The 11,924-nt window shown below is 60.7% G+C and carries 15 protein-coding genes and 1 pseudogene; 12 read left to right on the top strand and 4 right to left on the bottom strand.

All coding sequences use genetic code 11. The annotated features are described in order from the left end of the window. Both K359_RS55515 and K359_RS65205 read left to right on the top strand, forming a co-directional pair. Positions 1-215: transposase (locus K359_RS55515; protein WP_051346771.1), on the top strand; the 215-nt coding region annotated here is incomplete at its 5' end. A gap of 327 nt (positions 216-542) precedes the next feature. After that, positions 543-800: a hypothetical protein gene (locus K359_RS65205; RefSeq protein ID WP_224496563.1), complete on the top strand. Its 258-nt coding sequence runs from the start codon at positions 543-545 to the stop codon at positions 798-800. 471 nt (positions 801-1,271) lie between these two features. Here the strand turns inward: K359_RS65205 and K359_RS55510 are convergent, their stop codons facing one another. Beyond that, on the bottom strand, positions 1,272-1,892 hold the full coding sequence (locus K359_RS55510) for a hypothetical protein (RefSeq protein ID WP_063618996.1): 621 nt from the start codon (positions 1,890-1,892) through the stop codon (positions 1,272-1,274). A 577-nt stretch (positions 1,893-2,469) separates the two neighbouring features. Here K359_RS55510 and K359_RS55500 point away from each other — a divergent pair. Continuing rightward, positions 2,470-3,106 (top strand): annotated as a pseudogene (locus tag K359_RS55500) (IS630 family transposase); the annotation flags it as partial. 543 nt (positions 3,107-3,649) lie between these two features. Here K359_RS55500 and K359_RS0143860 read toward each other — a convergent pair. After that, positions 3,650-4,537 (bottom strand): hypothetical protein, encoded by an 888-nt coding sequence (locus K359_RS0143860; protein ID WP_029084777.1) that lies wholly within the window; start codon positions 4,535-4,537, stop codon positions 3,650-3,652. A 496-nt stretch (positions 4,538-5,033) separates the two neighbouring features. Here K359_RS0143860 and K359_RS62420 point away from each other — a divergent pair, with 496 nt between their 5' ends. Next, on the top strand, positions 5,034-5,261 hold the full coding sequence (locus K359_RS62420) for a hypothetical protein (protein ID WP_156929034.1): 228 nt from the start codon (positions 5,034-5,036) through the stop codon (positions 5,259-5,261). Between the two features lie 100 nt (positions 5,262-5,361). Here the strand turns inward: K359_RS62420 and K359_RS0143855 are convergent, their stop codons facing one another. After that, positions 5,362-6,414, bottom strand: a complete 1,053-nt coding sequence (locus K359_RS0143855; protein ID WP_156929033.1) for a transglutaminase domain-containing protein — start codon at positions 6,412-6,414, stop codon at positions 5,362-5,364. Positions 6,415-6,804: 390 nt separating this feature from the next. Next, positions 6,805-7,128 (bottom strand): hypothetical protein, encoded by a 324-nt coding sequence (locus K359_RS55495; protein WP_051346770.1) that lies wholly within the window; start codon positions 7,126-7,128, stop codon positions 6,805-6,807. A gap of 263 nt (positions 7,129-7,391) precedes the next feature. On the opposite strand from K359_RS55495, the gene K359_RS57925 reads away from it, so the two are divergent. From K359_RS57925 to K359_RS60095, 8 genes are all read left to right on the top strand, one after another. Then, positions 7,392-8,084, top strand: coding sequence for a ParB/Srx family N-terminal domain-containing protein (locus K359_RS57925; RefSeq protein WP_051346769.1), 693 nt, complete (start codon positions 7,392-7,394; stop codon positions 8,082-8,084). Beyond that, positions 8,081-8,908, top strand: a complete 828-nt coding sequence (locus K359_RS55485; protein ID WP_063618995.1) for a hypothetical protein — start codon at positions 8,081-8,083, stop codon at positions 8,906-8,908. Before K359_RS57925 ends, K359_RS55485 begins: the two co-directional genes overlap by 4 nt. Next, the gene (locus tag K359_RS0143830; protein WP_051346768.1) at positions 8,901-9,323 is read left to right on the top strand and encodes a phage terminase small subunit P27 family; all 423 of its coding nucleotides are present in this window, start codon (positions 8,901-8,903) and stop codon (positions 9,321-9,323) included. The genes K359_RS55485 and K359_RS0143830 overlap by 8 nt, the downstream gene beginning before the upstream one ends. After that, a complete protein-coding gene (locus tag K359_RS55480) occupies positions 9,301-10,686 on the top strand; it encodes a terminase large subunit domain-containing protein (protein WP_256375213.1) in 1,386 nt (461 codons plus the stop codon). The genes K359_RS0143830 and K359_RS55480 overlap by 23 nt, the downstream gene beginning before the upstream one ends. After that, entirely contained in the window at positions 10,635-10,886 is a 252-nt protein-coding gene (locus K359_RS65980) for a terminase TerL endonuclease subunit (RefSeq protein WP_166209466.1), read from the top strand. Before K359_RS55480 ends, K359_RS65980 begins: the two co-directional genes overlap by 52 nt. Continuing rightward, a complete protein-coding gene (locus K359_RS0143820) occupies positions 10,883-11,194 on the top strand; it encodes an HNH endonuclease (protein WP_029084774.1) in 312 nt (103 codons plus the stop codon). The genes K359_RS65980 and K359_RS0143820 overlap by 4 nt, the downstream gene beginning before the upstream one ends. Before the next feature lie 12 nt (positions 11,195-11,206). Continuing rightward, positions 11,207-11,551 (top strand): hypothetical protein, encoded by a 345-nt coding sequence (locus K359_RS63770; protein WP_165128069.1) that lies wholly within the window; start codon positions 11,207-11,209, stop codon positions 11,549-11,551. 42 nt (positions 11,552-11,593) lie between these two features. Continuing rightward, on the top strand, positions 11,594-11,924 hold a 331-nt coding region (locus tag K359_RS60095; protein ID WP_156929031.1), incomplete at its 3' end, for a helix-turn-helix domain-containing protein.

The raw sequence follows: 11,924 nt of genomic DNA, 5'->3' as shown, positions 1-11,924 counted from the left end.
AGACCGAAGATTCAGAGACAAAATACTGCTTCTCAATTCCCAAAGTCCGGGAATTGGCCACTGCCGAGTTCGCGACGCTGCGTCTTCGGCTCTTGAAACTCGCTGTCCGTGTCGTCGAGACCACGAGCCGCATTCGCCTTGCGTTTGCCGCGGCATGTCCCGAAGCCGACCTGATCCGCGGCTTGCCAGGCGCGCTGCTGCCGCTCGGTCCTTGACCGGCGGGGCGTCCGCCCCCCGTTCGCCCAACCTACACCTCAAGCGCGTTGCAAAGTACCGGTCGTCAGGCGGTGAAAAGCCGAAGGCAATCCCGCGCGCCTCGTCAGAGCAGATGCGCGGCCACATCAATCGGACTAAAAAAACGCACTCTCACGAATAGGACGGGCTATTAGGGCTCAGTTGATGTGGATCCTTCGGTGGAACGCTCATCATCAGCGTGCCAGCAAGGTTTTGCCAACCATTCACGCTTTCCACTCTGGCCGCTAACGGATCGAAAATAATTCTGCCGCAAGTTCGCACACGTGAAAGACATGGGGGATCCACACATGACCGGGCTGGCCGTTGAAGAAAATGTGCGCCGCTATCGTGCGATAGCTTCGCTATGCCGTCAGGCCGCGGCATTTCGGCCCCTTCAGCGGTGTTCATTGCTCGCCCAGGCTAATGAGTGGGAGCACAGAGCAGTTGCCGAGCTCGAGGGGCATTTCAGCGGTTCGGTAACGCCGTTTGAGCGTCCCTGCGCTGAGCGCCTTCAAGGGACGACTGGGCGAGAGTCGATCCGACGGGAGGCTTATTCGGAAGAGTGACTGGCTCTGGAACCTTTTGGGACCAGCGGGCGGAGAGAGGGATGGAAAATCCATCAGGTGGAGGGAAGCCGCGTCACCCCAACTTTATTCTTGGTGCCTGAGACGCAATAAGAAGACTCTGGAGAGGCCATTCCCAGCGGCCCAGCCCCCCTTCGATCCGGAAGCGAGCAAACGAATCCTGTTCGCGACGACCGCACCCGATTTGCCGCCAAGCCCGGCGTCCACGCAACCTTCGCGCGGGATTAATCTCCAGGTGACGGAAATCAATCCGGCGAAGCCATCCTTCCTACTAGACGATCGATTTCATGAAACCTGCATCGTGGAACCTATGGGCTGATGTCGGATTCCTGTTTTGCAGTTGGCGAAACGAGGAGCGGCATCGACGCCAACAGGTTCAACGATCGTGCAATGGGCCGTCCACCGCAAACGCACGCGCAGACCAAGTTCCTTGCCGACCGAGGTATAAGCAGCTTAACTCTGTCCACTCTTTTGTGAGAAGAGCACTTCGTTCCTCCCTTCTTCGCCTTCTTCAACAGCTGTAGCGGGCACTATCGGAACCAAGGCCGCATCCGAAGCCTCGACCGTAGGCACCAATGGAAGACAGTGACTATTTGAAATGGCCTTCAGGTCGCATCTCGGCAAAGATCCGAGAGCGAGAGCCTCGCGTGTTAGATAAGTCGCCGCCAATCCATTCCAGGATTTCGCAACACGATACCAGTGCTCTTTTCGGGTTGGCAACAGTTGAAGCTTTCTTTGCGCCTTGCGCGCAGCCGCAAGCTTTCCGTCGCGCTTAGCTAGTTCCAGACTCTTACGCTCTAGTTCTTCGGTTCGTTTCCATCCATCCCCTCTGATTCTGCCCTCGGCAAAGTACTCGAAGGCGAGCCGGAAGGTCAGAGCACGACCTGCGGCGGCCCTTGGATCCAACTCTGGTTCGGTCAACCAACGCTGAAGAGTGTCGAGCTCCTCCGGCCCGCCAAGCGTGAGAACGTCACTCTTCCTAAAGATCGAGAATGTCACGTATGCAGCGACCTCAAGTTGAGTGTCTAAGTCCTGTGATTCCAGCCAGCGGCTGATTGCTTCTAAAGGAGACATGGCTTTAGCTCTGCTTCCTCGCAGTCGCGCTCAGAGCCCTCGCGACTGGCAAAAGGTGGTTTGACCGCGATTTGGCTCAGAGAACGCTGCGCTGGTCAACTACAAGAATCCACAGTTCATGCGGATAGCCGTGCTCCTTGGCCTTGTCGCACGCCAGCGACACCAACCAGGCTTTGGCTTCCGGCGTGATGATCGGTTGCCCGCCGTGGCCGATCCTCGATCGCCGCTGGCGGCCTAGTGGCTCTGCACAGTGATTTCGACAGGTTGGGTTCGGCGGTCAGATTAGCTCCGGCAGGAGTTTCGGATCAACGAGGACCTCGATGCTGCGAGGTGTCCTGGGCTGCCGTCTGATAAGGCCGGCGCTTCCAGCGTCAGCACCATCTGGTGGACCGAAGGCGGGCTGACGCGGAAATATTCTTGCATGTCGGTTTCGGCCGGGGGCCTGCGATGCAGCCGGGTATAGAGGTGGATAAAAGCCAGATACTGCCCCTGCGTGGGCGTGAAGGGTTTTGTCGAAGGACTCACGCCGGCCATCCGATTCAGTTGTTCGTGCGTGCCTCGAACGAGGAGGCACGCCATGAATGTACGCTATCGGGTCGAACTCAGCCAAATCGAACGCACCGAACTGAGGGCGCTACTCAGCGGCGGCAAGCATGCGTCCCGCAAGCTCAAGCGAGCGCAGATTTTGCTGGCTGCCGATGCCGGGGCCGGCGACGAAGAGATCGCCAGGAGCGTTGGCGTGAGCGGTTCGACCGTGTATCGGACCAAGCGACGCTTCGTGGAAGGCAATCTGGAGCCGGCGCTGAGCGAAGAGCCGCGTCCCGGAGCGGAGCGCAAACTCACCGGCAAGGAAGAGGCGTTGCTGGTGGCGGACCGCCTGTGCCAGCCCCCCAAAGGGCCGTGCCCGCTGGACGCTCAAGCTGCTGGCAGGCGCGATGGTCAAACTCACCGAACACAAGAGCCTGTCGCACGAGACGGTTCGGCGGCGCCTGGCCGAAAATGACCTCGAACCCTGGCGCAAAGACATGTGGTGCATTCCGCAGGTCGACGGCGAATACGTCGCCCGCATGGAGGATGTGCTCGACCTCTATGCCGAGGCGCCCGACTCCAGACGGCCAGTGGTGTGCTTCGACGAAAGCCCGGTGCAACTCATCGGCGAAACGCGTCAGCCCATTCTGGCCAAGCCCGGCAGGCTCGAACGTTACGATTATGAGTAAGGCGCCTATCCCGCCACTTCCAAAGAGTCATAATCACTGTGACGAGGGTACTAGTACAACATCACCTTCATTCGTGGACGCTCGAATGATTCTCGCCAACAGACCCATCAGCTTCTGAGTTGGGTATCCGATCTTTCGCCCTTCTTACCGGTTGCTCGCTTCTCAAGCCACTGAACTGCGGTTTCAGTGCGCGGCCTTTTCAGACTGTGTCGCTTGGTGCGAGCCGGTAACACTGGGCTTTGGAGTCACGAGGTTAAAAGTGTGGTTGGTGAAGGCGCCTTGTGGGCACAAGAAGTGTGGCGCGGCCTGCATGCCGAAAGCGGTCTCTCCGCCGGTGACGCCGACCCTTAACGCTCCGTCGCGGTCGACATCACATCGCGCCGCCCGACGCTTCCTCGCGCTCTCGCGGCTCAGCAGTTCCAGAACGAATTGTCGGCGCCATGGATGGCATGGATGACGCAGCGATGCTCTGAATGCGCCCTTTATTGCAGGCGAGTTTGGAGCGGGACATGGAAGCGTAGCGCAGGATGACGCCGATCGTTAACCCTCTTGATTTCCACCTGGATGATCCGTCCTGTACGGATTCGGTTGGCTGGCCGTCCGATACTTTTCCAGATCGCCGCCGAGAAACAAGACTTCGGTCTCCTCGGTCGGTGTTCCGCTCACCCACCTTCGCAAATCGTGGTCTACAGGATCCCTCGAGCGGGCAAGAATGCCATCGATGCGATCGGCCGGCCAAGCGGCAACACGCGGTACCCTGTAGGTGTGCAACTCCCTAGCGCTTTCAGCGATTGCCCTCGCGGAGTCCGTGTCCTCTGAAAGGAGCAGTCGCGAAGGGTCCTGGGCCAACGACACGAAAGAAGATTGTTCGGTGTAGCCGTTCGTGTGAAGTGCAGCACTGCGCGCCCTATCAATTTCATCAAGGTCGTCAGTGCAGAACGCCTCAGAGACATGCCGGATGCCGCGGGAACGCAAATCGGCGAGGGAGCGTACGTGGCTCATGGCATTCACATCGTCGTCCATGCGCGGCTTGCAATGACTGATCTCGTCCTGAAAGCGGTGCAGCTGCAGATACGACGACGTTAATACCTCATCGAAAACGCGGTCGCCATCGACGCGGGCGGAAGGTCCGGCTGTGCTTGGCCACTGTGCCGATCGCTGCTCGGCCCGCTCGATCTCGTTCCTGAGCGACTCAACGTTCGCTCCGGCCAGCGATGCGGCAAGTTCGGCGCGGCCCCTGACATAGGATGCGGCGGGGCACCGTTCGTAGTCTAGCGGCAACTCAGTTAGCTGCCGCTCAAAGCTCGCTTGATGCGGGGGCGAGTGTACTTGTGAGTTGGCCTGTGCGCTCACTTCTTTCGACTGTTCCTGCAGCAGGATACTGTAAGACTCCATAAAGCTTTCTGTGTCCCATGGGTCGATATTCATCGCGTTGCCTCGTTGAGTAGCGCTCTCTTAATGCTTTGTATCTAATAATACTTTGATATCTAACCCAGCTTTCGAGAAGCTGACGAGCCCCGCGGTCGGCTACAGCGACAACCACCATACCCTTTATAGTAGAAGGAAAAAAAACGGCCCCAGAGCGGTACGAGCCGGGGCCGTTGGAGTATTTGTGTATCTAAACATTTCCAGCTGACATCAGGCTTACGCCATCCCGAAAACTTTCGTTCACCCACGGTAAAATCCCAGATTGCGCTCGGCTATAGGGCGGGCCGCATTGGCCCGGGGCATGGCTATTCGTTCTCGACCCGAGCGTTCCTTGCGCTAATGCGGCACCGGCTTTCTCACCCTGCCAGACCCCAAGCTTCCGCAGGCTTCCAATCTCGACTGACGCGGGACCGGTCATGTGGCCCCAGCAATCGCCCCTGGGCCTCCAAGGGTGGCTGGGGCCACATCGTGCTGTGATGTCTCAAGACGCGACGAAATGAAGAATAATGATGGCACCTATGACGCAGGTCGCTATGGCAACGATCGCGCCGGTACGCCTATTCGGGAAACGCCAAAAGCCAGGATCGCAACGGCTAACAATATGGCGATCCTGATGAAGATCGAGGCCAATGGGATTGCTTCCTGGGTAAATCATCCGCAATTATGGGACGTCTACAGTCAACGTTCCCAGCCCGAAACCTGCCGATCGTTCGTCGGAATATAACGAATGGAACTGTTCCTCCGCCTATGGTCAGTTGGTTACAAGCTCGAGAACGACCACGTCGTAATCCACGAGGCCGCGCGAGGTCGGCCGGCTATCCTCTTTAGGATGAGCGGTCGCTCAGGATGATTTGTTTATATACGAGAACGCAGGTTGCGCCATCGGACTTGGGCCTGATCGACAGCGTGATGGTGTCGCCCGCCGCGACACCATCGGGCAGATCAAAGTCCTTCTCAGTGCCCGGAGACACTATCTCATTGACAGCCTCGCGTCCGTTCACGGCTGCGACGAGGACGTTCGATCCGACGCAGCCGCGGCCGATCTCGTCGATCCGGCCGTGAACCACATGAGCCGCGGCGCGCAATCCTACCGAGGCGTTTCCGACATGCGAGGTCGAGTAATCGGCGCTCACTCCGATGTGGTTCGGTACCCCGTCGGGTGAGTAGACCCAAGCACCGCCGTTACTTCGCGGCGCCGCAAGAGCTATGTCCCCGCTCTTGCCGCGCAGGTAGCCATCCGCCTTCGTGAAGTAGTCGAACGGATCAAGGCTGTTGATGAGCTGAAGTCGAAAAGAAAGTTCCGACTCATTGGTGACGGCGTGAGCTGCCCGATCAGGCACAGCTTTCGCCTCATCGAAAGACAGGATTTCGAGCAGAGATGCCTGTCCCGAAGCGGTGGGATCACGCCTGAAATAGGTTCCCCAAGTCACATCGAAGAAGGCCCATTTGCCGCTAATTTTCACTTCTGCCGCGATATGCGAGTGACGAACGTCGGCTTCATCCGGCCAGTAGAATTCGAGGCTGCGTGCCTCGAGGCCAACTCGTGTCGCGATGTTGAGAAATACAGAAACCTGATTCCCGCAAATGCCGATCCCGCGCGACAGGGCCTCTTCATCGTTGGCGGGCAGATCCTCGGGGGATGTATTCGCGACAGCGCCATATCGCGTCGAGCTGACCTGCTGCTGGACGAGGTTCATAGCCGTGAGCGCCAGCCCAAATTGCCGCACGCGGTCCAAGTCGACATCTTTATCCCAGGTCAAACGCTTAGTGAGATAATCAGCATCTACGCGAACCTGTTCGACTACTTTCGAGATGGCCGGCTCCGTAACCGTTTGCGCCTGAACACTCGAACTCGCGATCAAAACTAGAACGGCCAACGATGGCGCGCATCGCATTCGGAACTCCGTCAAGACCTGAACAACAGCAGCGGACTCGGGGAATTCACGCTAGCCAAACAACAGGGCCAAAGTGAGTTAAACGAAAGCCATGGACCTCTTCCTCCGCCCCAGCCGGGTCTTTGCCCTCTTCCTCTGGCGTAGGATCGCGGTCGGGCGTCTCGCCAGTGGCGATATCAATGATTCGCTTGGCGAGCTGGTTCGGGTCCCTAGGGCGTTCGGGGGGCATTTCGCATAACCCTGCGATCTTAGCCAAATTATCTTGCGGTTCCCATCTATCAACCGCGGGCGTCCTCGCGCTCCTTTCCCTCTGCGCTCTCTACGTGCCCCAGGCGACTGCTTTTCCTCCCTCACTGCAAAAGACTCATCAGCTTATGCAGGCACCAGCTCCATTGCCTTGCCGTACATCGTCTGCAGCTCGGCGACGGCATCAGGCCCGTCGCGCTCGGCCATCTCGCGCAGGACCGGCAGGCCGCTATCGATGCTGGCGATCACTTCGGCGCGGGTCGCGGCGCGGCCCTCGGCGAAGAACTCGACGCGCTCGGGATCGCCGACATTGAACAGCGCGCCACCGTGACCATCCTTGAAGATCGTGTAGCGCAGCGTCGTCCAGATCAGCGTCACGCCCGGATTCCTGCGCAGCGTCAGGCCAGCAGGTTCAAGATGCTCGGGCACGTCCTTCTCGTTGCGGCGCATCTTCGGCTGCGTCAGGAATGGACAGGCCCGCACCGCATAGAGCGCGCAGTCCCGATGGCTCCCGTTGAAACTCTACTGTTTTCAATAAGTTGCGTCGAACATACCGCTCCGAACCTGACGCAGTTAGCCGATGCCCGCCCCCGCCAACTTACTGATCAAAACGGCCCTATCGATCCCTCTCGGTCGGTATCTCGTTGCCGGGTGGAAGATCCTTCTCAGCGCCAAAATCGCAGCATTTGCAGGTACTTGACCAGGGAGCTGGCATGCAGCAGCCCAGCGAAAAGGCGATTTCTCCCGACAAAAACAGGCATTTCGGGCTGTCCGAAATCGCCCAAAACTGGCCTGCGGATCAGGTATCGCGCTGCCCGATCCGCGAGCTGGTGCCCAATGCCCGCAACGCGCGACTGCATTCCGAGGAGCAGATCGAGCAGATCGCGGCCTCGATCAGCGAGTGGGGCTGGACCATCCCGGTGCTGGTCGATGAAGCCGGGACGATCATAGCTGGCCACGGGAGAGTGCTGGCTGCCGAGCAGATGGGCATCGATCAGGTGCCGACGATGGTAGCTCGCGGCTGGTCGGACGAGCAAAAGCGCGCCTATCTGATCGCCGACAACAAGCTGACCGAGAACGGCCAGTGGGATCGCGCGCTGCTGCGCATCGAATTGAACGACCTTGCGCGGCTGGGCCTCGATAGCCTGACCGGCTTTTCCGAGACCGAGCTGCGCGAGATGGGCGTGGGCGTCGAGGCGCTGGGCGGCATGCCTGTGCTTGCCGATGGCGAGCGCTCGCCCTTCCAGCAGATGACCTTCATCCTGCACGAGACGCAGGCCGAGACCGTGAGCACGGCGATTGAGCGGGCATCGCAGGCGCTGGGGCCGCCGAGCGAGGCCTCGGAAAACAAGAGCCGGAACGGCAACGCGCTGGCGGAAATTTGCCGCGCGTACCTGGCGCAATGACCAGCGCGAAGGAGATCGAGGTCCGCCCCATCGCCAAGCGCGATGCTGATGCGCTGATCCGGCGCGTGCATTACAGCGGCAAGGTAGTCCGCAACTCGACGCTATCGCTTGGCGTCTTCCTGCACGGCATGCTGGAGGGCGCGATGCAATTCGGCCCCAGCCTGCAGAAGTCGAACATCGTACATCTGGTCCGCGACACCGGCTGGAACGGCTTCCTCGAATTGAACCGGCTCGCCTTCACCGATGCGCTGCCGCGCAATTCGGAAAGCCGCGCGCTCGGCATCGCGCTGCGCATGATCAGGAAGAACTACCCGCATATCGAATGGATCATCTCCTTCGCCGACGCCTGCCAATGCGGCGACGGCACGATCTATCGGGCGGCGGGCTTTCTGCTCACGATGATCAAGACCAACAAGGACCTGCACATCGCCGAGGACGGCAGCATCGTCCACAAGATGTCCCAGATCACCGGGCGCAATCGGCTGCAGCATCTGGCGGCGACGGGCGGCCGATGGCGCGGCACTGGCCCGACGCTCGAAGGCTACACGCTGCGCTACATCTATTTCACCAATCCAGCAGCGCGCTCGCGCCTGATCGGCGAGCCGCTGCCGTACAGCGCCATCGAGGCGCGCGGCGCAACCATGTATCGCGGCGTGCGTGGGAAGCAGGCGATGGCTGGCACCAACCAGCACAGCGACGGCGCAGCACCGATCCCCACGCTCCAGCGGAAAGACGAGAGGAAGAAAGATGAAACCCGGAAAGCGGCCACTGCCGACGCACCTGAAGCTACTGCGCGGGAATCCAGGCCAGCGAAGATTGCCTGACGAGCCGCAGCCCGAGCAGCTGCCGGATGTCCCCGAGCCGCCGCCCTTCATCACCGGCTATGCCGCCGATGAATGGTGGCGCACCGCCCCCGAGCTGCATCGGCTCGGCCTGCTTACGGTGGTCGATATCCCGGCGCTCGCGACCTATTGCCATGCCTTCGGGCAATGGCGGCTGGCGTCTGAAGCGCTGGCGCGGATGCAGTCAGGCGATCCGGTCATGCATGGCCTGATCATCAAATCGAAAATCGGCGACGCCGTACAGAACCCGCTGGTCTCCATCGTCCGCAAGCATGCAGGCGATGTGGTCCGCTTCGCCGCCGAGTTCGGCCTCACGCCAGCTGCGCGCAGCCGCATCAGCGCGGGCATTCATGGCGACAATTCGCAGAGCAAGTTTGCCGGACTCCTCGCCGGTTAAGCGCACGCCTGACGGCAGGCGGCGCGCACTGGCCGTTATCAAATTCATCGAGCGCCTGACCGTGCCCTCGGGGCACGGCATGGGGAAGCCCTTCAAGCTGCAGCCTTTCCAGAAGCTATTCATCCGCGCGATCTATGAGCCGCATCTCGGCCTGCGCCGCGCGGTGCGCCGCGCCATCCTCTCGATGGCGCGCAAGAACGGCAAGACCGCGCTGATCGCGGCAATCGTGCTCGCGCATCTGGTCGGCCCCGAGGCCGTGGTGCATGGCGAAATCTATTCCGCCGCCAATGATCGCGATCAGGCCGCCATCGTCTACAAATTCGCTCGCCAGATGGTCGAGCTGGAGCCCGAGCTGGCGAAGGAGATCGAGCTGGTGCCATCGACCAAGACCATGGTCGCGCGCCGCACTGCCTCGGTCTACCGCGCGATCAGCGCCGAGGCAGGCACCAAGCACGGCTATCTGCCGAGCCTCGTGATCTATGATGAGCTGGCCCAGGCGAAGAACCGCGACCTCTATGACGTGCTCGATACCTCCTTCGGCGCGCGGGATGAACCGCTCTTCATCGTGATCTCAACGCAGAGCAACGATCCTGAGCACATCATGTCGAAGCTGATCGATGACGGGCTTTCCGGCGTCGATCCCGCCATCGTCTGCCATCTCTACGCCGCCGCCGAGGACTGCGAGCTGGCCGATGAGAAGCAATGGCACAAGGCGAATCCTGCGCTCGGCAAATTCCGCGACTATGAGGACCTCGCGACCGCGATCCGCAAGGCGATCCGGATGCCCGCCGAGGAGCCGAAGGTCCGCAATCTATTCCTGAATCAGCGCGTTTCGTCCATCGCCTCGCTGATCTCGCGAGCGGAATGGATGGCCTGCGCTGGCGACGCCCCGCTGGCGCAGGGCGAGGAAGTCTATCTCGCGCTCGATCTTTCGAGCACCGTCGATCTCACCGCGCTGATGATCGGCTCCGTCGATGATCCCTGCCGCATCGAGCCGCATTTCTGGAAGCCGCGCGATCATCTCACCGAGCATTCGAGCCGCGACTTCGGCTCGGGATCGCATCGCTACCGCGAGTGGGCCGAAGCTGGCCATCTCAAGATCAGCCCCGGCAAATCGATCAACCCGGAGGTGATCGCGCTCTTCATCGCCGAGATGACGCAGCGCTACAAGGTCAAGGGCATGGCCTATGACCGCTGGCGCATCAACGACATCCTGCGCGAGTTCGACCGCATCGGCCTGCAGGCTTCGAGGACGGCGAGAAGGGCGGCGACGGCCTGCGGCTGGTGCCATGGGGCCAAGGCTTCAAGGACATGGGGCCTGCCATCGATGCGCTGGAGCTGGCGATCATCGAGCGCAAGCTGATCCATCCCGGCAATCCGGTGCTGAACTGGAACATGGCGAACGCTGTGGCGACCACGGACCCGGCTGGCAATCGCAAGCTGGACAAGGACAAGGCGCGCTTTCGCATCGACGGCGCGGTCTCCATCGCCATGCTGCTCGGTCTGCGCGCTCGGGATCGCGGCAATGAGAAGCCCATCGATATCGCGGCGCTGATCGGATGAGCCGCGAGGACTGGAAGCATTTCTACGACACCGCCTTCTGGCAGCGCCGCCGCAGGCAGCAGCTGCTCGCGCATCCGCTCTGCAAGTTCTGCGCAGCGGACGGCATCGTCACCCCGGCCACCCATGTCGATCACGTCGAGCCGCATCGCGGTGACTGGACTCTGTTCTGCCTGGGCGCGCTGCAAAGCCTTTGCTCGCCCTGCCATAGCTCGACCAAGCAGCGGATCGAGGCGCGCGGCTTCGATGTCGCGGTCGATGCCGATGGCTGGCCGACCGATCCGAACCATCCCGCCAACCGGCACCGCTGAAGGAGACGCATCATGCCGCTTCAGGTTATCGACGGACCCACTATCGCAGCTGGCGAATCCCTTTCCGATGGCATTGATTGCTCGGCTGGCGTGATCGTCCGCATCACCGTTCCGCAGGAATACACGGCAGCGAATCTGACGCTGCAAGTTTCCAGCGACGGCAACTTCTACAATGATCTGTACGGCAGCAACGGCGAGGAAGTGACCATCGTCGCAAAGCCGAACAGCGGGATCGTCATCGCCGAGCATTGGGCTCGCGCCATTGCCTTCCTGAAACTCCGCTCAGGCACGCGCGATCATCCGGTCGATCAGAAGGTCGATTGCAAGTTCGCCATCGCTGTCGAAACAGCGGCCTAGTACCCACTTTTCTTGGAACGTGAGTCGTGATTCAAGATATGGATGATCCCCGAAGCAAGAGAAGTCCACCTTTCGCGGAGAGACCGCAAGGTTCTTGAGGCGTGCTGTCGCTCGCCGGTGACGCTGCAGCGCGATTTGAAGCGGGCGCGGATAGTTCTGTTGGCGGCGGACGGGCGCAGCACCCGCTCGATCGCCAAAGAAGTCGGAGTCCAGCCGCGGATTGTCAGCCTTTGGCGACACCGCTATGCCGATCATGGCCTTGAAGGACTGCACGACAAGCCGCGGCCCGGCAAGCAGCCGATCTATACGAAGGCCACCGACAAGCGGATTCTGAAGCTGCTGCATAAGCCGCCACCGCAGGGGTTTGCGCGCT

The sequence above is a fragment of the Bradyrhizobium sp. th-b2 genome, from assembly GCF_000426785.1.
Lineage (GTDB): Bacteria > Pseudomonadota > Alphaproteobacteria > Rhizobiales > Xanthobacteraceae > Bradyrhizobium > Bradyrhizobium septentrionale.
The sequence above is the reverse complement of the archived record's forward strand: the minus strand, read 5'-3'. Positions and strand labels throughout refer to the sequence as shown.